This window comes from Crenobacter oryzisoli (assembly GCF_030385785.1).
GTDB lineage: Bacteria > Pseudomonadota > Gammaproteobacteria > Burkholderiales > Chromobacteriaceae > Crenobacter_A > Crenobacter_A oryzisoli.
Genome location: NZ_JAUEDK010000023.1, coordinates 1 through 20,992 on the forward strand (window position 1 = coordinate 1; position 20,992 = coordinate 20,992).

A 20,992-nucleotide genomic window follows, 5' to 3' on the forward strand; every position below is an offset into this window, starting at 1 on the left:
GAAAAGTTCGAGCGGACAAAACCGCACGTAAACGTTGGCACCATCGGTCACGTGGACCATGGTAAGACCACTCTGACTGCAGCGATCACCACCATTCTGTCGAAGAAGTTCGGTGGCGAAGCCAAGGGCTACGACCAGATCGACAGCGCGCCGGAAGAAAAGGCTCGTGGTATTACTATTAATACCGCGCACGTTGAATACGAAACCGAAAGCCGTCACTACGCACACGTAGACTGCCCGGGCCACGCCGACTATGTGAAGAACATGATCACTGGCGCTGCGCAGATGGACGGCGCGATCCTGGTGTGCTCGGCCGCTGACGGTCCGATGCCGCAGACCCGCGAACACATCCTGCTGTCCCGTCAGGTAGGCGTTCCGTACATCATCGTCTTCCTGAACAAGGCTGACCTGGTGGACGACGCTGAACTGCTGGAACTGGTGGAAATGGAAGTGCGCGACCTGCTGTCGTCGTACGACTTCCCGGGCGACGACACCCCGATCATCGTGGGTTCTGCTCGTCTGGCGCTGGAAGGCGACCAGTCCGAATACGGCGAGCCGGCGATCTTCCGCCTGGCCGACGCTCTGGACAGCTACATCCCGACCCCGGAGCGTGCTGTTGACAAGCCGTTCCTGCTGCCGATCGAAGACGTGTTCTCGATCTCGGGTCGCGGCACCGTAGTAACCGGTCGCGTAGAGCGCGGTATCGTCAAGGTCGGTGAAGAGCTGGAAATCGTGGGCCTGAAGGCTACCGCCAAGACCACCTGCACCGGCGTGGAAATGTTCCGCAAGCTGCTGGACCAGGGTCAGGCCGGCGACAACGTGGGCGTGCTGCTGCGCGGCACCAAGCGTGAAGATGTAGAGCGTGGTCAGGTTCTGGCCAAGCCGGGCAGCATCACCCCGCACACCAAGTTCGAAGCTTCGGTGTACGTGCTGAGCAAAGAAGAGGGTGGTCGTCATACCCCGTTCTTCGCGAACTACCGCCCGCAGTTCTACTTCCGTACCACCGACGTGACCGGTGCCATCTCCCTGAAAGAGGGTGTGGAAATGGTTATGCCGGGTGACAACGTGGAGTTCTCGGTTGAACTGATCGCTCCGATCGCCATGGAAGAAGGTCTGCGCTTCGCTATCCGCGAAGGTGGCCGTACCGTCGGCGCCGGCGTGGTTGCTAAGATCATCGCTTAATTGTTGATCTAAAGGTTTTAGGCCAGTAGCTCAATTGGTAGAGTATCGGTCTCCAAAACCGAGGGTTGGGGGTTCGAGACCCTCCTGGCCTGCCAAATAAGACTAACCGGCGAATTTTCGCCGGTTGGTCTTTTGTCGCATACGCGCAAGAGATATTCCCCTCATGGAAATGCAAGACAAAATCAAACTGGTGCTGGCGGGCCTCTTGGTCGTTGCTGGTATTGCTGGTTTCTATCTGATTCCTGAGACGCAGGGCATTCTGCGTGTGCTGGCCTTCGTGGCCGGTCTGGTTGCTGCCGCCGGGGTGATTTGGGTGTCGCAGCCGGGCAAGGCGTTTGCCGGTTACGCGCAGGAATCGGTGGGCGAAGCTCGCAAGGTAGTGTGGCCCTCCCGCAAGGAGGCGATGCAGATGACCGGGCTGGTCTTCCTGTTCGTGCTGGTGCTGTCGCTGTTCATGTGGTCGGTCGATTCGACCTTGTCCTGGGTGTTCTATGACTTGCTGCTGGGTCGGGGTTAACTGATGGCTAAACGTTGGTATGTTGTGCACGCCTATTCGGGTTTCGAAAAGAGCGTGCAGAAGGCGCTTCGCGAGCGTATCGACCGCGAAGAGAAGCAGGACCTGTTTGGTCAGATCCTAGTGCCGGTAGAAGAGGTGGTCGACGTCAAGAATGGTCGTCGCTCAATCACCGAGCGCAAGTTCTTCCCGGGTTATGTGTTGGTCGAGATGGAAATGACCGACGACACTTGGCACTTGGTGAAGAGCACGCCGAAAGTGACCGGCTTCGTTGGTGGTACCGCCAACCGTCCGGCGCCGATTTCCGCGAAGGAAGTCGAGGCGATCATGCAGCAGATGCAGGAAGGCGTCGAAAAGCCGAAGCCGAAGGTGTTGTTCGAGGTGGGTGAGCGCGTGCGCGTCACCGAGGGTCCGTTCACCGACTTCAATGGTTCGGTCGACGAGGTCAACTACGAGCGCAACAAGCTGCGCGTGTCGGTGCAGATCTTCGGTCGCGACACCCCGGTCGAGCTGGAATTCAGTCAGGTCGAAAAGCTGTAAGCGATTGCTTTGTGATTTCAATGGAAGCGTGTATACTTACGCGCTTTCGTCGGGAAGCGGGTGCTGTTGCCCGCGTTAAACCCATCTTAGGAGCCTCATTGTGGCAAAGAAAATTGTCGGCTACGTAAAGCTGCAAGTGCCCGCTGGTAAAGCCAACCCGTCGCCACCGATCGGTCCGGCGCTGGGTCAGCGTGGCCTGAACATCATGGAATTCTGCAAGGCGTTCAACGCCGCGACCCAAGGCATGGAGCCGGGTCTGCCGATTCCGGTGGTTATCACCGCCTACGCGGACAAGTCCTTCACCTTCGTGATGAAGACCCCGCCGGCCACCATTCTGCTGAAGAAGGCCGCTGGTATCCAGAAGGGTAGCCCGAAGCCGCATACCGACAAGGTTGGTAAGGTGACCCGCGCTCAGCTGGAAGAGATTGCCAAGACCAAGCAGCCGGATCTGACCGCTGCTAACCTGGATGCCGCTGTGCGCATCATCGCTGGTTCGGCCCGCTCGATGGGTCTGGAAGTGGAGGGTCTGTAAGATGGCTAAGCTGTCCAAACGTCTGCAGGCGCTGAAATCCAGCGTTGATCGCAACAAACTGTACCCGGTTGAAGAAGCCCTCGCGCTGGTGAAGGGCGCCGCTACCGCCAAGTTCGACGAGTCGATCGACATCGCCGTGAACCTGGGCGTGGATCCGCGTAAATCCGACCAGGTTGTGCGTGGTTCGGTTGTGCTGCCGCGTGGTACCGGTAAGTCGGTGCGCGTTGCCGTGTTCGCCCAAGGCGCGAACGCCGAAGCCGCCAAGGCTGCTGGTGCTGAAGTGGTTGGTTTCGAAGACCTGGCCGAGCAAGTTAAAGCCGGCAATCTGGACTTCGACGTTGTGATCGCTTCGCCGGACGCAATGCGTATCGTCGGCCAGCTGGGTCAGATCCTCGGCCCGCGTGGTCTGATGCCGAACCCGAAGGTTGGCACCGTGACCCCGAACGTCGCCGAAGCCGTGAAGAACGCTAAGGCAGGTCAAGTTCAATACCGTACCGACAAGGCCGGTATCGTTCACGCCACCATCGGCCGCGCTTCGTTCGAGGCCGATGCCTTGCGCGAGAATCTGACCGCTCTGGTTGATGCCCTGGTGAAGGCCAAGCCGGCCGCCGCCAAGGGCCAGTACCTGCGCAAAGTCGCCGTGTCCAGCACCATGGGCGTGGGCGTTCGCGTAGATACCGCTACCGTTACTGCCTAAGTAATGGTAATAGGCGGGCCGCCCGGCTCGCCAAGGCTTTGGGCTGGAGGCAGGCGTGCCTGCCTCCAGATTGTCAAAGACCGTAGGAGCCTTCCGGCTTAATCGCTGCTCGCAGCATCCTACGCAGATGGTGAACCCGAACAGCAGGCTTTATATCTGTTGTCGTAATCAGAGCCCATGTAGCTCAGGGGTAGAGCACTCCCTTGGTAAGGGAGAGGTCGGCAGTTCAATTCTGCCCATGGGCACCAGTTACGATGACGGAAATCCGTAATGTCTCCTGAAACTGGTCGCCGCTGCACTGAAGGGGAATGGCGCAAGCTGTTCCGTTCATGACTAGGAGGTAGACCTTGAGTCTCAATATCGAAGCCAAGAAGGTGGTAGTGGCTGAAGTGGCGGCAGAAGTTGCCAACGCTCAGACCATCGTTATCGCCGAATACCGCGGCGTCGGAGTGGGCAGCATGACCCAGCTGCGTGCGAAAGCGCGTGAGCAGGGCGTGTACCTGCGTGTTCTGAAGAACACGCTGGCTCGCCGCGCAGTGGAAGGCACCCCGTTTGCTGGTCTGGCCGAACATATGGTCGGTCCGCTGGTCTACGGTGTTTCCGCTGACCCGGTGGCAGCTGCCAAAGTTCTGCATCAATTCTCCAAGCAGGACGACAAATTTGTCGTCAAGGCCGGTTCCTACGATGGCAAGGTGCTGAACGTCGCTCAGGTTGCTGAGCTTGCGTCCATCCCGGGTCGCGAAGAGCTGCTGTCCAAGCTGCTGTACGTTATGCAGGCTCCGGTTGCTGGTCTGGCTCGCGCTCTGGCCGCTGTGGCAGAGCAGAAGCAGGCCGAAGCCGCTTAATCCGATTTGCTTTAAACGAATACCGATTCAGGAGTTTTACAAATGGCTATTACTAAAGACGACATCCTCGAAGCCGTTGCCGCTATGCCGGTTATGGAACTGAACGAGCTGGTTAAGGCGTTCGAAGAGAAGTTCGGCGTATCCGCTGCTGCCGTTGCCGTTGCCGGCCCGGCTGCTGGTGGCGCTGCCGCTGCTGAAGAAAAGACCGAGTTCGACGTGGTTCTGACCGCTGCTGGCGATCAGAAAGTGAACGTGATCAAGGTTGTTCGTGCTCTGACCGGTCTGGGCCTGAAAGAAGCCAAAGACCTGGTAGACGGCGCTCCGAAGACCCTGAAGGAAGCCGTGTCGAAGGCCGAAGCCGACGATATCGTGAAACAGCTGATCGAAGCTGGCGCGAAAGCAGAAGTGAAGTAAGCTTCCTATACAGGAAGAGCGTTAGGGCTGGCGGAGTAATCCGCCAGCCTTGTTGCGCTTGTTAGCGTCAAGCTGACAAACGTCAGCATTACAATTGCGCATGACTGCTGACCTTTGGTTGCTTGCGCCACCCCACCTCGATGGAGACTCTATGAGTTATTCGTTTACTGAGAAGAAACGTATCCGCAAGAGTTTTGCGAAACGTGCCAGCGTTCTCGATGTCCCCTTCCTGTTGGCGACCCAGATTGATTCGTACACCGAGTTCTTGCAGCTTGGCACACCGTTCGATCAGCGCAAGGATGTGGGCCTGCAGGCGGCATTCAAATCGATCTTCCCGATCAATAGCCACAATGGCTATGCGCGTCTGGACTTCGTCCACTACGTGCTGGGCGAGCCGCCGTTCGATATGCAGGAATGCCAGCTGCGAGGCATTACTTACGCTGCTCCGCTGCGTGCGCGGATTCGTCTGACGATCCTCGACAAAGAGTCGTCCAAGCCGGTGGTGAAGGAAGTGCGCGAGAACGAGGTGTACATGGGCGAGATCCCGCTCATGACCACCAACGGTTCGTTCATCATCAACGGTACCGAGCGGGTCATCGTGTCCCAGCTGCACCGTTCCCCGGGCGTGTTCTTTGAGCACGACCGCGGCAAGACCCACTCGTCCGGTAAGCTGCTGTTCTCCGCCCGCGTGATTCCATACCGCGGCTCCTGGCTTGACTTCGAATTCGATCCGAAGGACCTGTTGTACTTCCGTATCGACCGCCGCCGCAAGATGCCGGGCACGATCCTGCTGAAGGCGCTGGGCTACACCGAAGAGCAGATCCTGGCCGAATTCTACGACGTCGACACCTTCTACCTGACCGACAACGGCGTGTACATGAAGGTGGTGGCCGATCGTCTGAAGGGCGAAGTCGCCAAGAACGACATCGTGGCGCCGGATGGCAAAGTGATCGTCCAGAAGGACAAGCGCATCACCGCCAAGAACATCCGCGACATCGCTGCGGCGAACATCGACCGGATCGAAGTGCCGTTCGATACGCTGGTGGGCAAGATGCTGGCCAAGAACGTGGCGAATCCGGAAACCGGTGAAGTGCTGGCGCGAGCCAACGACGAGATCACCGACGACCTGGTGGCCAAGCTCGATATCCACGAAGTGCCGGAAATCGAGGTGCTGTACATCAACGACCTGGACCAGGGCGGCTACATCTCGCAGACGCTGCGCAGCGACGACATCCAGGACCGTCAGCAGGCCCGCGTGGCGATCTACCGCATGATGCGTCCGGGCGAACCGCCGACGGAAGACGCGGTTGAGCTGCTGTTCAACCGTCTGTTCTTCAGCGAAGATTCGTACGACCTGTCGCGCGTCGGTCGCATGAAGTTCAACACCCGCACCTACGAGCACAAGCTCGACGAGAAGTCGCCGGAATGGTTCCGCTCGCTGCTGGCTGACAAGTTTGGTCACCGTCGCGGTGTGATGGACGGCATCCTGTCGACCGAAGACATCGTGTCGGTGATGGCGATCCTGGTTGAACTGCGCAACGGCCGTGGCGAAGTGGACGATATCGATCACCTCGGTAACCGCCGCGTGCGTTCGGTGGGTGAACTGGCCGAGAACCAGTTCCGCGCCGGTCTGGTGCGTGTCGAGCGCGCGGTGAAGGAACGCCTGAATCAGGCCGAGTCCGACAACCTGATGCCGCACGACCTGATCAATGCCAAGCCGGTGTCGGCCGCGATCAAGGAATTCTTCGGTTCCTCGCAGCTGTCGCAGTTCATGGACCAGACCAACCCGCTGTCGGAAATCACCCACAAGCGTCGTGTCTCGGCCCTGGGCCCGGGCGGTCTGACCCGCGAACGCGCCGGCTTCGAAGTGCGTGACGTACACCCGACCCACTACGGCCGCGTCTGCCCGATCGAGACCCCGGAAGGCCCCAACATCGGTCTGATCAACTCGCTGTCGGTGTTTGCTCGTACCAACGAATACGGCTTCCTGGAGACCCCGTACCGTCGCGTGATCGACAGCAAGGTGACCGACCAGATCGACTACCTGTCGGCGATCGAGGAAGGCCGCTATGTGATCGCTCAGGCCAACGCCGAGCTGGACGACGAAGGCACGCTGATCGACGAGCTGGTGACCTGCCGCGAGAAGGGCGAAACCATCCTGTCCACCCCGGACCGCGTCCAGTACATGGACGTGGCGACCGGCCAGGTGGTATCGGTGGCCGCCTCGCTGATTCCGTTCCTGGAACACGATGACGCCAACCGTGCACTGATGGGCGCCAACATGCAGCGTCAGGCCGTGCCGTGTCTGCGCCCGGAAAAGCCGTTCGTCGGCACCGGTATCGAGCGCTCGGTGGCGGTCGACTCGGGTACCACCGTGATCGCCCGTCGTGGCGGCGTGGTCGACTATGTCGATGCGACCCGTGTGGTGGTGCGCGTCAACGACGAAGAAGCGACCGCTGGTGAAGTGGGTGTGGATATCTACAACCTCACCAAGTTCACTCGCTCCAACCAGAACACCAACATCAACCAGCGTCCGCTGGTGAGCGTCGGCGATATGATCGCCCGTGGCGACGTGGTGGCTGACGGCGCCTCGACCGACCTGGGCGAGCTGGCGTTGGGTCAGAATATGACCATCGCCTTCATGCCGTGGAACGGCTACAACTTCGAGGACTCGATCCTGATCTCGGAGAAGGTCGTTGCCGAAGACCGTTACACCTCGATCCACATTGAGGAACTGTCGGTTGTTGCGCGCGACACCAAGCTGGGGCCGGAAGAAATCACCCGAGACATCCCGAACCTGTCCGAGCGCATGCAGAACCGCCTGGACGAGGCCGGCATTGTCTACATCGGTGCCGAAGTGGAAGCCGGTGACGTGCTGGTCGGCAAGGTGACACCGAAGGGTGAAACCCAGCTGACTCCGGAAGAGAAGCTGCTGCGCGCGATCTTCGGTGAGAAAGCGTCCGACGTGAAGGACACCTCGCTGCGCGTGCCAACCGGCATGGTCGGCACCGTGATCGACGTACAGGTATTCACCCGTGAAGGCATCGAGCGCGACAAGCGCGCCCAGTCGATCATCGACGCGGAACTGAAGCGCTACCGCCTCGACCTGAACGACCAGTTGCGTATTTTCGCCAACGACGCGTTCAGCCGTATTGAGCGCCTGATCGTCGGCAAGGTGGCCAACGGTGGTCCGAAGCGTCTGGCCAAGGGCACCGAGATCACCACTGCTTACCTGGAAGAGCTGCCGTCCAAGCACGACTGGTTCGACATCCGTATGAGCGACGAAGACGTTGCCAAGCAGCTCGAACTGATCAAGGACAGCCTGGCGCAGAAGCATGAAGAATTCGACCTCAAGTTCGATGACAAGAAGCGCAAGCTGACCCAGGGCGACGAACTGCCGCCGGGCGTGCAGAAGATGGTCAAGGTCTATGTGGCAGTGAAGCGTCGCCTGCAGGCCGGTGACAAGATGGCTGGTCGTCACGGTAACAAGGGTGTGGTATCGCGCATCCTGCCGATCGAAGACATGCCGTACATGGCCGACGGCCGTCCGGTCGACATCGTGCTGAACCCGCTGGGCGTACCGTCTCGTATGAACATCGGTCAGATTCTCGAAGTGCACCTGGGCTGGGCCGCCAAGGGTATCGGCGAGCGCGTCAACAAGATGTTGGCCGAACAGCGCGACATCGCCGAGCTGCGCAGCTACCTCGAGTCGGTTTACAACGAAACCGGCAAGAAGGAAGAGCTCGCCAGCTTCAGCGACGCCGAGATCCGCACGCTGGCCGAGCACCTGAAGAAGGGTATGCCGTTCGCGACCCCGGTATTCGACGGTGCCAAAGAAGCCGAGATCATGCGCATGCTGGACCTCGCCTACCCTGACAGCGACCCGATGACCGAGCAGCTGGGCTTCAACGATTCGAAGACCCAGATGAACCTGTACGACGGCCGCTCGGGCGAAGCCTTCGATCGCAAGGTCACTGTCGGCGTGATGCACTACCTGAAGCTGCACCACCTGGTCGACGACAAGATGCACGCCCGTTCCACCGGCCCGTACTCGCTGGTGACCCAGCAACCGCTGGGTGGTAAGGCACAGTTCGGTGGTCAGCGTTTCGGTGAGATGGAAGTGTGGGCGCTGGAAGCGTATGGCGCCGCCTACACCCTGCAGGAAATGCTGACGGTGAAGTCGGACGATGTGACCGGTCGTACCAAGGTGTACGAGAACATCGTCAAGGGCGAGCACAAGATCGACGCCGGCATGCCGGAATCGTTCAACGTGCTGGTGAAGGAAATCCGTTCGCTAGCGCTCGACATCGACCTGGAACGCTATTGATCACTGCGTGAGGTGTGGAGTGCGAAGGTTGGCCAGTGGCCGGCCTTCGCGCCTGATCCTCACCCCGCACGGGAGTAAAAATGAAAGCTTTGCTCGATCTCTTTAAGCAAGTAACGCAAGAAGAAGAATTCGACGCGATCAAGATCGGCATCGCCTCGCCCGAGACGATCCGCTCCTGGTCCTTCGGTGAAGTCAAGAAGCCGGAAACCATCAACTACCGTACCTTCAAGCCGGAACGCGACGGCCTGTTCTGCGCGCGCATCTTCGGCCCGGTGAAGGATTACGAGTGCTTGTGCGGCAAATACAAGCGCTTGAAGCACCGCGGCGTGATCTGCGAGAAGTGCGGCGTCGAAGTGACCCTGTCCAAGGTGCGCCGCGAGCGCATGGGCCACATCGAACTGGCCTCGCCGGTCGCTCACATCTGGTTCCTGAAGTCGCTGCCGTCGCGTCTGGGCATGGTGCTCGACATGACGCTGCGCGACATCGAGCGCGTGCTGTACTTCGAAGCGTTCGTGGTGACCGAGCCGGGCATGACCAGCTTGCAGCGCGGCCAACTGCTGTCGGAAGAAGACTATCTCGACTTGGTTGACGAGCACGGTGAGGAATTCACCGCGCTGATGGGCGCGGAGGCCGTGCGCGACCTGCTGCGCAAGCTCGACCTGACCTCCGAGATCGAACAGCTGCGCCGCGACCTGGAATCGACCGGTTCCGACACCAAGATCAAGAAAATCGCCAAGCGCCTGAAGGTGCTCGAGGCGTTCCAGCGCTCCGGCATGAAGCCGGACTGGATGATCCTGGAAGTGCTGCCGGTGCTGCCGCCGGAACTGCGCCCGCTGGTGCCGCTGGACGGCGGTCGTTTCGCGACCTCCGACCTGAACGATCTGTACCGTCGCGTGATCAACCGGAACAACCGTCTGAAGCGCCTGCTCGAGCTGCGCGCGCCGGACATCATCGTGCGCAACGAGAAGCGCATGCTGCAGGAATCGGTGGACTCGCTGCTGGACAACGGCCGTCGCGGCAAGGCGATGACCGGTGCCAACAAGCGTCCGCTGAAGTCGCTGGCCGACATGATCAAGGGTAAGGGCGGTCGCTTCCGTCAGAACCTGCTGGGTAAGCGCGTGGACTACTCCGGTCGTTCGGTGATTACCGTGGGCCCGTACCTGCGTCTGCACCAGTGCGGCCTGCCGAAGAAGATGGCGCTGGAACTGTTCAAGCCGTTCATCTTCCACAAGCTGGAAGTGATGGGCCTGGCGTCCACCATCAAGGCGGCCAAGAAGCTGGTCGAGCAGGAAGTGCCGGAAGTGTGGGACATCCTCGAGGACGTGATCCGCGAGCATCCGGTGCTGCTGAACCGTGCGCCGACCCTGCACCGCCTGGGCATCCAGGCGTTCGAGCCGGTGCTGATCGAAGGCAAGGCGATCCAACTGCACCCGCTGGTCTGCGCGGCGTTCAACGCCGACTTCGACGGTGACCAGATGGCCGTTCACGTGCCGCTGTCGCTGGAAGCGCAGATGGAAGCCCGCACCCTGATGCTGGCCACCAACAACGTGCTGTCGCCGGCCAACGGCGAGCCGATCATCGTACCGTCGCAGGATATCGTATTGGGTCTGTACTATATGACCCGCGACAAGGTGAACGGCAAGGGTGAAGGCATGGTGTTCGCCGACACCAAGGAAGTGCATCGCGCCTACGAAACCCGTCAGGTCGAGCTGGCCACCCGCATCACCGTCCGCCTGAAAGAATGGGAAAAGGACGAGCAGGGCGAATTCCAGCCGGTGGTCCGTCGCTACGAAACCACGGTCGGCCGAGCGCTGCTGTCGGACATCCTGCCGAAGGGCCTGCCGTTCGAGAACATCAACAAGGCGCTGAAGAAGAAAGAGATCTCCAAGCTGATCAACGTCTCCTTCCGTCGTTGCGGCATCCGCGACACGGTGATCTTCGCCGACCAGCTGATGTACACCGGTTTCGCCTTCTCGACCCGCGGCGGCATCTCGATTTGCGTCGACGACATGCAGATCCCGGCCAAGAAGGTCGAACTGCTGGCCGAAGCGCAGAAAGAAGTCAAAGAGATCGAAGAGCAGTACCGTCAGGGTCTGGTGACCCAGGGCGAGCGCTACAACAAGGTGGTGGACATCTGGGGTCGCATCGGCGACAAGATCGCCAAGGCGATGATGGACGACCTGTCGAAGCAGAAGGTCATCGACCGCGACGGCAACGAAGTCGACCAAGAGTCGTTCAACTCGATCTACATGATGGCCGACTCCGGTGCGCGGGGTTCCGCGGCACAGATCAAGCAGCTGGCCGGTATGCGGGGCCTGATGGCCAAGCCGGACGGCTCGATTATCGAGACGCCGATTACCGCGAACTTCCGCGAAGGTCTGACCGTACTGCAGTACTTCATCTCGACCCACGGTGCCCGTAAGGGTCTGGCGGATACCGCGCTGAAGACTGCGAACTCGGGTTACCTGACCCGTCGTCTGGTCGACGTGACGCAGGATCTGGTGGTGATTCAGGACGATTGCGGCACCTCGAACGGCTTCGTGATGAAGGCGGTGGTGCAGGGCGGTGACGTGATCGAAGCGCTGCGCGACCGTATCCTCGGCCGCGTGACCGCGGTTGACGTGGTGGATCCGTCCACCGGCGAAACCCTGGTCGAAGCCGGCACGCTGCTCGACGAAACGCTGGTCGACCAGATCGACGGCTCGGGCGTCGACGAAGTGAAGGTGCGTACCGCGATCACTTGCGACACCCGCTATGGCCTGTGCGCCAAGTGCTACGGTCGCGACCTGGCCCGCGGCAAGTCGGTGAACGCCGGCGAAGCGGTCGGTGTGATCGCCGCCCAGTCGATCGGTGAGCCGGGTACCCAGCTGACCATGCGTACCTTCCACATCGGTGGTGCCGCGTCGCGTTCCGCCGCAGCCAGCCAGGTTGAAGGTAAGTCGAACGGTACCGTGCGCTTCTCCAGCCAGATGCGTTACGTCACCAACAGCAAGGGCGAGCTGATCGTGATCACCCGCTCCGGCGAAGTGGTGATCCACGACGACATCGGCCGCGAGCGCGAGCGCCACAAGGTGCCGTACGGTGCGACGCTGATGGTGACCGACGGTCTGGTGATCAAGGCCGGCGCCGTTTTGGCGACCTGGGACCCGCACACCCGCCCGATCATCACCGAGTACGCTGGTCGCGTGAAGTTCGAGAACGTCGAGGAAGGCAACACCGTTGCCAAGCAGACCGACGATGTGACCGGTCTGTCGACCTTGGTCGTGATCGATCCGAAGCGCCGCGCCGGTTCGCAGAGCAAGCTGCTGCGTCCGCTGGTGAAGCTGCTCGACGAGAACGGCAACGAAGTGCGCAACAGCGGTTCGGACACGGCCGTGTCGATCACCTTCCAGGTGGGCGCGATCATCACCGTGCGCGACGGTCAGGAAGTGGGCAAGGGCGAAGTGCTGGCGCGTATCCCGCAGGAAACCACCAAGACCCGCGACATTACCGGTGGTCTGCCGCGTGTGGCCGAACTGTTCGAAGCGCGTGCACCGAAAGACGCCGGCATGCTGGCCGAAGTCACCGGTACCGTGTCGTTCGGTAAGGACACCAAGGGCAAGCAGCGTCTGATCATCACCGATCTGGACGGCAATGCGATGGAAAGCCTGATTCCGAAGGACAAGCACGTGCTGGTGCACGACGGACAGGTGGTGAACCGCGGCGAAATCATCGTCGACGGTCCGGTCGATCCGCACGACATCCTGCGCCTGCAGGGTATCGAGGCGCTGTCGCGCTACATCGTCCAGGAAGTGCAGGAGGTCTACCGTCTGCAGGGTGTGAAGATTAACGACAAGCACATCGAGGTGATCATCCGCCAGATGCTGCGTCGCGTGAACATCTCCGACTCGGGCAACACCGACTTCATTCAGGGCGAACAGGTGGAGCGTGCCGAAGTACTGGCCGCCAACGACCGCATGGTGGCCGAAGGCAAGGAGCCGGCGCATTACGAGAACGTGCTGTTGGGTATCACCAAGGCCTCGCTGTCGACCGACTCGTTCATCTCGGCGGCGTCGTTCCAGGAAACTACCCGCGTGCTGACCGAAGCGGCAATCATGGGCAAGAAGGACGACCTGCGCGGCCTGAAGGAAAACGTGATCGTCGGCCGTCTGATCCCGGCGGGTACCGGTCTGGCTTACCACCGCAGCCGTCGCCGTCAGGGCGAAGAGGGTGGTCTCGAGCAACTGATGCTGGAGCCGTCGACCGAATCGGTCGAAACCAACGAGTAAGCCTCGCGAACAGCCCGGTTCGCCGGGCTTGCAAAAAACGCTGCCAATTCAACGATTAACGCTGAAGGGGCAGCGTTTTTCTCATTGACGCTGCTTGACTGATTAAAATATAATCCGCTGCTTGGCGGTATGGTGCCGCCAGTTTTACCTCAATTAGGAACTGAAGTAATGCCAACCATTAACCAACTCGTGCGCAAGGGCCGCGTCGCCATCAAGGCGAAGAGCAAGGTCCCGGCACTGGAATCCTGCCCGCAGAAGCGCGGCGTGTGCACCCGTGTGTACACCACCACCCCGAAGAAGCCGAACTCGGCTCTGCGTAAGGTGTGCAAAGTGCGTCTGACCAACGGTTTCGAAGTGATTTCGTACATCGGCGGTGAAGGCCACAACCTGCAGGAACACTCGGTAGTGCTGATCCGCGGCGGTCGTGTAAAAGACTTGCCGGGTGTGCGTTACCACACCGTCCGCGGTTCGCTGGATACCGCTGGCGTGAAAGATCGTAAGCAGGCCCGTTCGAAGTACGGCGCCAAGCGTCCGAAGTAAGCTTCGGCATCTGTCGGCAGCCCGTGGCTGTCGAGTAAGTGACCGCTTGATTGGGTGGTCATGAGCCCATTGCTCAACTGAATAAATTTAAGGAATTACCATGCCGAGACGCAGAGAAGTCCCGAAGCGCGATGTATTGCCGGATCCGAAGTTCGGTAGCCAAGACCTGTCGAAGTTCATGAACGTTGTCATGATCGACGGCAAGAAGTCGGTAGCCGAACGCATCATCTACGGCGCGCTGGACCAGATCGCCAAGAAAACTGGCAAGGACGCCATCGAAGTGTTCAACACTGCGATCGCGAACGCCAAGCCGGTTGTCGAAGTAAAGAGCCGCCGTGTCGGTGGCGCCAACTATCAAGTTCCTGTTGAGGTCCGCCCGTCGCGTCGCCTGGCTCTGGCAATGCGTTGGCTGCGTGACGCTGCGCGCAAGCGCGGCGAGAAGTCCATGGACCTGCGTCTCGCCGGTGAGCTGCTCGATGCCTCCGAGGGTCGTGGCGGTGCTATGAAGAAGCGTGAAGAAGTTCACCGCATGGCTGAAGCCAACAAGGCGTTCTCGCACTTCCGCTTCTAATTTTCTCTTAAAGATAAGGCAACCGCTGTGGCTAGGAAAACTCCTATCGAGCGCTACCGTAACATCGGTATCAGCGCTCACATCGACGCCGGCAAGACCACTACGACCGAGCGTATTCTGTTCTACACCGGTGTAAACCATAAGATCGGTGAAGTACATGATGGCGCAGCCACCATGGACTGGATGGAGCAGGAGCAGGAGCGTGGTATTACCATCACCTCCGCTGCTACCACCACCTTCTGGAAAGGTATGGGCCTGCAGTTCCCGGAGCACCGCTTCAACATCATCGACACCCCGGGTCACGTGGACTTCACCATTGAGGTGGAGCGTTCCATGCGTGTCCTGGACGGCGCCGTAATGGTGTACTGCGCGGTGGGTGGCGTTCAGCCGCAATCCGAGACCGTATGGCGTCAGGCCAACAAGTACCAAGTGCCGCGTCTGGCCTTCGTGAACAAGATGGACCGTCAGGGTGCCAACTTCTTCCGCGTGGTTGACCAGATGAAGACTCGTCTGCGTGCCAACCCGGTACCGATCGTGGTGCCGATCGGCGCCGAAGACGGCTTCACCGGCGTGGTCGATCTGCTGAAGATGAAAGCCATCATTTGGGACGAAGCCTCGCAAGGCATGAAGTTCGAATACGGTGACATCCCGGCCGACGTGCAGGCGACCGCTGAAGAGTGGCGCGAGAAGATGATCGAAGCCGCCGCTGAGGCGAACGAAGACATGATGAACAAGTACTTGGAAGAGGGCGAGCTCTCCGAAGAGGAAATCATCAAGGGTCTGCGCGAGCGTACCCTGAAGTGCGAAATCCAGCCGATGCTGTGCGGTACCGCCTTCAAGAACAAGGGCGTGCAGCGCATGCTCGACGCCGTGATCGAACTGCTGCCGTCGCCGGTGGACGTGCCGGCCATCAAGGGCGAAACCGACGGTGTTGAAGCCGAGCGTCACGCTTCGGACGATGAGCCGTTCTCGGCCCTGGCGTTCAAGCTGATGAACGACCCATACGTCGGTCAGCTGACCTTCTTCCGCGTCTACTCGGGCGTGGTGAAGTCGGGTGACTCGGTGATGAACTCGGTCAAGGGCAAGAAAGAGCGTATCGGCCGTATCGTGCAGATGATGGCGAACGACCGTATCGAGCTGGAAGAAGTGCGTGCCGGCGACATCGCCGCCGCCATCGGCCTGAAGGAAGTGACCACCGGTGAAACCCTGTGTGCCGCCGAGTCGCCGATCATCCTCGAACGCATGGAATTCCCGGAGCCGGTGATTCACGTTGCCGTTGAGCCGAAGACCAAGGCCGACCAGGAGAAGATGGGTATCGCTCTGAACCGCCTGGCCAAGGAAGACCCGTCGTTCCGCGTGCGTACCGACGAAGAGTCGGGTCAGACCATCATTTCCGGTATGGGCGAACTGCACCTGGAAATTCTGGTTGATCGCATGAAGCGTGAATTCGGTGTGGAAGCCAACGTGGGTGCCCCGCAAGTGGCTTACCGCGAAACCATCACCAAGACCGTGACCGACGTCGATGGCAAGCACGTCAAGCAGTCCGGTGGTAAGGGTCAGTACGGTCACGCCGTGATCACCCTGGAGCCGTCTGGCGAAGGCAACGGCTACAAGTTCATCGACGAGATCAAGGGCGGCGTGATTCCGCGCGAATTCATCCCGTCGGTCGACAAGGGCATCCAGAACACCCTGAGCAACGGTATCCTGGCCGGCTTCCCGGTGGTGGACGTGACCGTGCGTCTGACTTTCGGTTCCTACCACGACGTCGACTCTTCGCAGATCGCGTTCGAACTGGCTGGTTCGATGGCGTTCAAGGAGGCGATGCGTCGCGCGGGTCCGTGCATCCTCGAGCCGATGATGGCCGTGGAAGTGGAAACCCCGGAAGAGTACATGGGCGACGTGATGGGCGACCTGAACCGTCGTCGCGGCATCGTTCAGGGTATGGACGACGACGAAGCGGGTGGCAAGAAGATCCGCGCCGAAGTCCCGCTGGCGGAAATGTTCGGTTACTCGACCGACCTGCGTTCGGCCACCCAGGGTCGTGCTACGTACTCGATGGAGTTCAAACACTACTCCGAGGCGCCGAAACACATCGCTGACGCGGTGATGAACGCTAAGAAGTAATCTGCGCGCTGAGGTTGGCCGAACCGGTTTCGGCCGACCTGGCTCTGTTGTTCTTTAAATCAAGGATTTTTGCAAAATGGCAAAAGAAAAGTTCGAGCGGACAAAACCGCACGTAAACGTTGGCACCATCGGTCACGTGGACCATGGTAAGACCACTCTGACTGCAGCGATCACCACCATTCTGTCGAAGAAGTTCGGTGGCGAAGCCAAGGGCTACGACCAGATCGACAGCGCGCCGGAAGAAAAGGCTCGTGGTATTACTATTAATACCGCGCACGTTGAATACGAAACCGAAAGCCGTCACTACGCACACGTAGACTGCCCGGGCCACGCCGACTATGTGAAGAACATGATCACTGGCGCTGCGCAGATGGACGGCGCGATCCTGGTGTGCTCGGCCGCTGACGGTCCGATGCCGCAGACCCGCGAACACATCCTGCTGTCCCGTCAGGTAGGCGTTCCGTACATCATCGTCTTCCTGAACAAGGCTGACCTGGTGGACGACGCTGAACTGCTGGAACTGGTGGAAATGGAAGTGCGCGACCTGCTGTCGTCGTACGACTTCCCGGGCGACGACACCCCGATCATCGTGGGTTCTGCTCGTCTGGCGCTGGAAGGCGACCAGTCCGAATACGGCGAGCCGGCGATCTTCCGCCTGGCCGACGCTCTGGACAGCTACATCCCGACCCCGGAGCGTGCTGTTGACAAGCCGTTCCTGCTGCCGATCGAAGACGTGTTCTCGATCTCGGGTCGCGGCACCGTAGTAACCGGTCGCGTAGAGCGCGGTATCGTCAAGGTCGGTGAAGAGCTGGAAATCGTGGGCCTGAAGGCTACCGCCAAGACCACCTGCACCGGCGTGGAAATGTTCCGCAAGCTGCTGGACCAGGGTCAGGCCGGCGACAACGTGGGCGTGCTGCTGCGCGGCACCAAGCGTGAAGATGTAGAGCGTGGTCAGGTTCTGGCCAAGCCGGGCAGCATCACCCCGCACACCAAGTTCGAAGCTTCGGTGTACGTGCTGAGCAAAGAAGAGGGTGGTCGTCACACCCCGTTCTTCGCGAACTACCGTCCGCAGTTCTACTTCCGTACCACCGACGTGACCGGTGCCATCTCCCTGAAAGAGGGTGTGGAAATGGTTATGCCGGGTGATAACGTAGAGTTCTCGGTTGAACTGATCGCTCCGATCGCCATGGAAGAAGGTCTGCGCTTCGCAATCCGCGAAGGTGGCCGTACCGTCGGCGCCGGCGTGGTTGCTAAGATCATCGCCTAATCAGATCGGAGAACGATATGCAAAGCCAGAAAATCCGCATCCGCCTGAAGGCGTTCGATTACAACCTGATCGATCGTTCCGCCCAGGAAATCGTTGAAACCGCCAAGCGCACCGGCGCCGTGGTCAAAGGTCCGGTTCCGCTGCCGACCAAGATCGAGCGTTTCAACGTCCTGCGTTCGCCGCACGTGAACAAGACCTCCCGCGACCAGCTGGAGATCCGCACTCACCTGCGTCTGATGGACATCGTTGACCCGACCGACAAAACCGTCGATGCTCTGATGAAGCTCGACCTGCCGGCTGGCGTGGACGTGGAAATCAAGCTGCAATAATCACACGGTTCAAGCGCCGTTTGCGCTAAGTGCTTGCGGCGCTTGAATTTTCTGTGATACATTTGCGGACTTGCCATTTTGGCAAGTCCGCTTTTGTTTTAGATTGCTGGTCAATCGTAATCAGCACCTGCAAAAGGAAATAAACATGACTTTAGGTCTTGTCGGTCGCAAAGTCGGCATGACCCGCATTTTTGCCGAAGACGGTGCATCCGTTCCGGTAACTGTGCTGGACATGTCCGCTAACCGCGTGACGCAAATTAAGAATGCCGACGTAGACGGCTACACTGCCGTTCAGGTGACCTTCGGTTCCCGCAAGGCTAATCGTGTGACCAAGGCTGAAGCCGGTCATTTTGGCAAGGCTGGCACTGAAGCCGGTCGTGGCCTGCACGAATTCGCCCTGTCGGCCGAAACCCTGGCTAACTACAAGGCTGGCGACGCCATCACCGTCGAAATCTTCACCGTGGGTCAACTGGTCGATGTGACCGGCACCTCCAAGGGTAAGGGTTTCTCGGGTGTGATTAAGCGTCACAACTTCAGCTCCAACCGCGCATCGCACGGTAACTCGCTGTCGCACAATACGCCGGGTTCTATCGGTCAAGCTCAAGATCCGGGCCGTGTATTCCCGGGTAAGCGCATGGCTGGTCAGTACGGCAACGTCAAGAGCACCGTTCAGTGCCTCGAGATCGTGCGCATCGATGCCGAGCGTCAGCTGCTTCTGGTCAAGGGCGCAGTCCCGGGTGCCAAGAACGGCGACGTAGTCGTTCGTCCTAGTGTGAAGGCGGGTGCGTGATGGAATTGAAAGTAATCAATGCACAAGGTCAGGCTGCCGAAGGCCTGCAGGCGTCCGAAACCCTGTTCGGTCGTGAGTACAACGAAGCTCTGGTTCACCAGGTCGTCACCGCTTTCCTGGCTAACGCCCGCAGCGGTAATCGTGCCCAGCTGAACCGTCGCGACGTCAAGCACTCGACCAAGAAGCCGTGGCGCCAGAAGGGTACCGGCCGTGCTCGTTCCGGTATGTCCTCCTCGCCGGTATGGCGTGGTGGTGGTCGTGCGTTCCCGAACAGCCCGGACGAGAACTTCGCCCAGAAAGTTAACCGTAAGATGTTCCGTGCCGGTATGGCCGCGATCCTGTCGCAGCTGGTCCGTGACGAACGTCTGATCGTTGTTGACGAGCTGTCCGTTGCATCCCCGAAGACCAAGGAATTCGCTGCCAAGGCGAAGGCCCTGGGCGTGGAGCAGGCTCTGTTCGTGACCAAAGAGATGGACGAAAACCTCTACCTCTCGTCCCGTAACCTGCCGAACGTGCTGGTGATCGAAGCTCAACAGGCTGACCCGTATAGCCTCCTGCGCTTCAAGAAAGTTGTGATCACCCGCGACGCCGTGAAGCACCTCGAGGAGCAGTGGGCATGAATCAAGAACGTCTGATGCAAGTAATCCTTGCTCCGGTAGTCTCCGAAAAGAGCACGTTCGTTGCTGAGAAGCACCAGCAAGTTGTCTTCCGCGTAGCAACCGATGCTACCAAGCCGGAAGTCAAGGCTGCGGTGGAACTCCTGTTCAACGTAAAAGTTCAGGATGTGACCACTGTGAACGTTAAGGGCAAGGTCAAGCGCTTCGGCCAACGTTTCGGCCGTCGCAAAGACTGGAAAAAGGCTTATGTAAGCCTGGTTCCGGGTCAAGAACTTGACCTGAACGCCGCTGCTGCGGAGTGAGGAGATAGAGCATGCCTATCGTAAAAGTAAAGCCGACTTCTGCGGGTCGCCGTGGCATGGTCAAGGTGGTGTCGCCTGACCTGCACAAAGGTGCACCGTATGCGCCGCTGCTGGAGAAGAAAATCTCCACCGCCGGCCGCAACAACAATGGTCATATCACCACTCGCCACATGGGCGGTGCACACAAGAAGCACTACCGTGTGATCGACTTCCGTCGCAACAAGGATGGTATCCCGGCGAAGGTTGAACGTTTGGAATACGACCCGAACCGTACCGCGCACATCGCGCTGCTGTGCTACGCCGACGGCGAACGCCGCTACATCATCGCCCCGCGCGGTGTGAAGGCTGGCGCCGTGCTGCTGTCCGGCGCTGAAGCGCCGATCAAGGCTGGTAACGCCCTGCCGATCCGCAACATTCCGGTTGGTACCACCATCCACTGCATCGAAATGCAGCCGGGCAAGGGTGCGCAAATCGCCCGTTCGGCCGGTGCTTCGGTGATGCTGCTGGCCCGTGACGGTTCTTACGCTCAGCTGCGTTTGCGCTCGGGTGAGATCCGCAAGGTGCACGTTGACTGCCGCGCCACCGTTGGCGAAGTGGGCAACGAAGAGCACAGCCTGCGCAAGATCGGTAAAGCCGGTGCCAACCGCTGGCGCGGTATTCGTCCGACCGTTCGCGGTACTGCGATGAACCCGATCGACCACCCGCACGGTGGTGGTGAAGGTAAGACCGGCGAAGGCCGCGTACCGGTTAGCCCGTGGGGCACGCCGGCGAAGGGCTATCGCACCCGTCGCAACAAGCGTACGAGCAACATGATCGTACGCCGTCGCTTCTCGAACAAAGGGTAATTGACATATGGCACGTTCGCTGAAAAAAGGCCCGTTTGTTGATCTGCACCTGTTGAAGAAGATCGACGCGGCTCGTGCGACCAATGACAAGCGTCCGATCAAGACCTGGTCGCGTCGTTCGACCGTCCTGCCGGACTTCATTGGCCTGACCATCGCTGTTCACAACGGCCGTACCCACGTTCCGGTTTATGTTTCCGAGAACATGGTGGGTCACAAACTGGGTGAATTCTCGCTGACTCGTACCTTCAAAGGCCACGCGGCCGACAAGAAGGCGAAGAAGAAATAAGG

General features: G+C 59.8%; 19 protein-coding genes and 2 tRNA genes. All 21 read left to right on the plus strand.

The window, feature by feature from the left end; translation table 11 throughout:
- Positions 1-1,182: elongation factor Tu (gene tuf, locus QU481_RS13215; protein ID WP_289830493.1), on the plus strand; the 1,182-nt coding region annotated here is incomplete at its 5' end.
- Positions 1,183-1,201: 19 nt separating this feature from the next.
- A tRNA-Trp gene (locus QU481_RS13220) sits at positions 1,202-1,277 on the plus strand.
- A 68-nt stretch (positions 1,278-1,345) separates the two neighbouring features.
- Positions 1,346-1,699 (plus strand): preprotein translocase subunit SecE, encoded by a 354-nt coding sequence (gene secE / locus QU481_RS13225; protein ID WP_289830494.1) that lies wholly within the window; start codon positions 1,346-1,348, stop codon positions 1,697-1,699.
- A 3-nt stretch (positions 1,700-1,702) separates the two neighbouring features.
- Positions 1,703-2,236 (plus strand): transcription termination/antitermination protein NusG, encoded by a 534-nt coding sequence (gene nusG / locus QU481_RS13230; protein WP_289830495.1) that lies wholly within the window; start codon positions 1,703-1,705, stop codon positions 2,234-2,236.
- Positions 2,237-2,336: 100 nt separating this feature from the next.
- Positions 2,337-2,768, plus strand: a complete 432-nt coding sequence (gene rplK, locus QU481_RS13235; protein ID WP_289830496.1) for a 50S ribosomal protein L11 — start codon at positions 2,337-2,339, stop codon at positions 2,766-2,768.
- A gap of 1 nt (position 2,769) precedes the next feature.
- Positions 2,770-3,465 carry a 50S ribosomal protein L1 gene (rplA, locus tag QU481_RS13240; RefSeq protein ID WP_289830497.1) on the plus strand — a complete coding sequence of 232 codons (696 nt, stop codon included), beginning with the start codon at positions 2,770-2,772 and terminating at the stop codon, positions 3,463-3,465.
- 173 nt (positions 3,466-3,638) lie between these two features.
- Positions 3,639-3,713 (plus strand) — tRNA-Thr (locus QU481_RS13245).
- Between the two features lie 99 nt (positions 3,714-3,812).
- A complete protein-coding gene (rplJ, locus tag QU481_RS13250) occupies positions 3,813-4,310 on the plus strand; it encodes a 50S ribosomal protein L10 (protein ID WP_289830498.1) in 498 nt (165 codons plus the stop codon).
- Positions 4,311-4,352: 42 nt separating this feature from the next.
- Positions 4,353-4,724 carry a 50S ribosomal protein L7/L12 gene (gene rplL, locus QU481_RS13255; protein ID WP_289830499.1) on the plus strand — a complete coding sequence of 124 codons (372 nt, stop codon included), beginning with the start codon at positions 4,353-4,355 and terminating at the stop codon, positions 4,722-4,724.
- 151 nt (positions 4,725-4,875) lie between these two features.
- A complete protein-coding gene (gene rpoB / locus QU481_RS13260) occupies positions 4,876-9,051 on the plus strand; it encodes a DNA-directed RNA polymerase subunit beta (RefSeq protein WP_289830500.1) in 4,176 nt (1,391 codons plus the stop codon).
- Positions 9,052-9,131: 80 nt separating this feature from the next.
- A complete protein-coding gene (rpoC, locus tag QU481_RS13265; protein WP_289830501.1) occupies positions 9,132-13,319 on the plus strand; it encodes a DNA-directed RNA polymerase subunit beta' in 4,188 nt (1,395 codons plus the stop codon).
- 168 nt (positions 13,320-13,487) lie between these two features.
- Entirely contained in the window at positions 13,488-13,859 is a 372-nt protein-coding gene (rpsL, locus tag QU481_RS13270; protein ID WP_289830502.1) for a 30S ribosomal protein S12, read from the plus strand.
- Positions 13,860-13,959: 100 nt separating this feature from the next.
- On the plus strand, positions 13,960-14,430 hold the full coding sequence (gene rpsG / locus QU481_RS13275) for a 30S ribosomal protein S7 (protein WP_289830503.1): 471 nt from the start codon (positions 13,960-13,962) through the stop codon (positions 14,428-14,430).
- A 27-nt stretch (positions 14,431-14,457) separates the two neighbouring features.
- Positions 14,458-16,554, plus strand: a complete 2,097-nt coding sequence (fusA, locus tag QU481_RS13280) for an elongation factor G (RefSeq protein WP_289830504.1) — start codon at positions 14,458-14,460, stop codon at positions 16,552-16,554.
- 76 nt (positions 16,555-16,630) lie between these two features.
- The gene (gene tuf, locus QU481_RS13285) at positions 16,631-17,821 is read left to right on the plus strand and encodes an elongation factor Tu (protein WP_289830505.1); all 1,191 of its coding nucleotides are present in this window, start codon (positions 16,631-16,633) and stop codon (positions 17,819-17,821) included.
- Between the two features lie 17 nt (positions 17,822-17,838).
- Positions 17,839-18,150 carry a 30S ribosomal protein S10 gene (gene rpsJ / locus QU481_RS13290; protein WP_017507377.1) on the plus strand — a complete coding sequence of 104 codons (312 nt, stop codon included), beginning with the start codon at positions 17,839-17,841 and terminating at the stop codon, positions 18,148-18,150.
- Positions 18,151-18,295: 145 nt separating this feature from the next.
- Positions 18,296-18,940 (plus strand): 50S ribosomal protein L3, encoded by a 645-nt coding sequence (gene rplC / locus QU481_RS13295; RefSeq protein ID WP_289830506.1) that lies wholly within the window; start codon positions 18,296-18,298, stop codon positions 18,938-18,940.
- The gene (rplD, locus tag QU481_RS13300) at positions 18,940-19,560 is read left to right on the plus strand and encodes a 50S ribosomal protein L4 (RefSeq protein ID WP_289830507.1); all 621 of its coding nucleotides are present in this window, start codon (positions 18,940-18,942) and stop codon (positions 19,558-19,560) included. The genes rplC and rplD overlap by 1 nt, the downstream gene beginning before the upstream one ends.
- Positions 19,557-19,859 carry a 50S ribosomal protein L23 gene (gene rplW, locus QU481_RS13305; RefSeq protein WP_289830508.1) on the plus strand — a complete coding sequence of 101 codons (303 nt, stop codon included), beginning with the start codon at positions 19,557-19,559 and terminating at the stop codon, positions 19,857-19,859. Before rplD ends, rplW begins: the two co-directional genes overlap by 4 nt.
- 11 nt (positions 19,860-19,870) lie before the next feature.
- The gene (gene rplB, locus QU481_RS13310; protein WP_289830509.1) at positions 19,871-20,704 is read left to right on the plus strand and encodes a 50S ribosomal protein L2; all 834 of its coding nucleotides are present in this window, start codon (positions 19,871-19,873) and stop codon (positions 20,702-20,704) included.
- A gap of 7 nt (positions 20,705-20,711) precedes the next feature.
- Positions 20,712-20,990: a 30S ribosomal protein S19 gene (gene rpsS / locus QU481_RS13315; protein WP_289830510.1), complete on the plus strand. Its 279-nt coding sequence runs from the start codon at positions 20,712-20,714 to the stop codon at positions 20,988-20,990.
- The last annotated feature ends 2 nt before the right edge of the window (positions 20,991-20,992 follow it).

What these genes read in the sequence shown, in the direction of transcription:
- secE (WP_289830494.1), top strand. Translation starts at nt 1,346, where the DNA reads ATGGAAATGCAAGACAAAATCAAACTGGTGCTGGCGGGCCTCTTGGTC.
- nusG (WP_289830495.1), top strand. Translation starts at nt 1,703, where the DNA reads ATGGCTAAACGTTGGTATGTTGTGCACGCCTATTCGGGTTTCGAAAAG.
- rplA (WP_289830497.1), top strand. Translation starts at nt 2,770, where the DNA reads ATGGCTAAGCTGTCCAAACGTCTGCAGGCGCTGAAATCCAGCGTTGAT.
- rplL (WP_289830499.1), top strand. Translation starts at nt 4,353, where the DNA reads ATGGCTATTACTAAAGACGACATCCTCGAAGCCGTTGCCGCTATGCCG.
- rpoB (WP_289830500.1), top strand. Translation starts at nt 4,876, where the DNA reads ATGAGTTATTCGTTTACTGAGAAGAAACGTATCCGCAAGAGTTTTGCG.
- rpoC (WP_289830501.1), top strand. Translation starts at nt 9,132, where the DNA reads ATGAAAGCTTTGCTCGATCTCTTTAAGCAAGTAACGCAAGAAGAAGAA.
- rpsL (WP_289830502.1), top strand. Translation starts at nt 13,488, where the DNA reads ATGCCAACCATTAACCAACTCGTGCGCAAGGGCCGCGTCGCCATCAAG.
- rpsG (WP_289830503.1), top strand. Translation starts at nt 13,960, where the DNA reads ATGCCGAGACGCAGAGAAGTCCCGAAGCGCGATGTATTGCCGGATCCG.
- tuf (WP_289830505.1), top strand. Translation starts at nt 16,631, where the DNA reads ATGGCAAAAGAAAAGTTCGAGCGGACAAAACCGCACGTAAACGTTGGC.
- rpsJ (WP_017507377.1), top strand. Translation starts at nt 17,839, where the DNA reads ATGCAAAGCCAGAAAATCCGCATCCGCCTGAAGGCGTTCGATTACAAC.
- rplC (WP_289830506.1), top strand. Translation starts at nt 18,296, where the DNA reads ATGACTTTAGGTCTTGTCGGTCGCAAAGTCGGCATGACCCGCATTTTT.
- rplD (WP_289830507.1), top strand. Translation starts at nt 18,940, where the DNA reads ATGGAATTGAAAGTAATCAATGCACAAGGTCAGGCTGCCGAAGGCCTG.
- rplW (WP_289830508.1), top strand. Translation starts at nt 19,557, where the DNA reads ATGAATCAAGAACGTCTGATGCAAGTAATCCTTGCTCCGGTAGTCTCC.
- rplB (WP_289830509.1), top strand. Translation starts at nt 19,871, where the DNA reads ATGCCTATCGTAAAAGTAAAGCCGACTTCTGCGGGTCGCCGTGGCATG.
- rpsS (WP_289830510.1), top strand. Translation starts at nt 20,712, where the DNA reads ATGGCACGTTCGCTGAAAAAAGGCCCGTTTGTTGATCTGCACCTGTTG.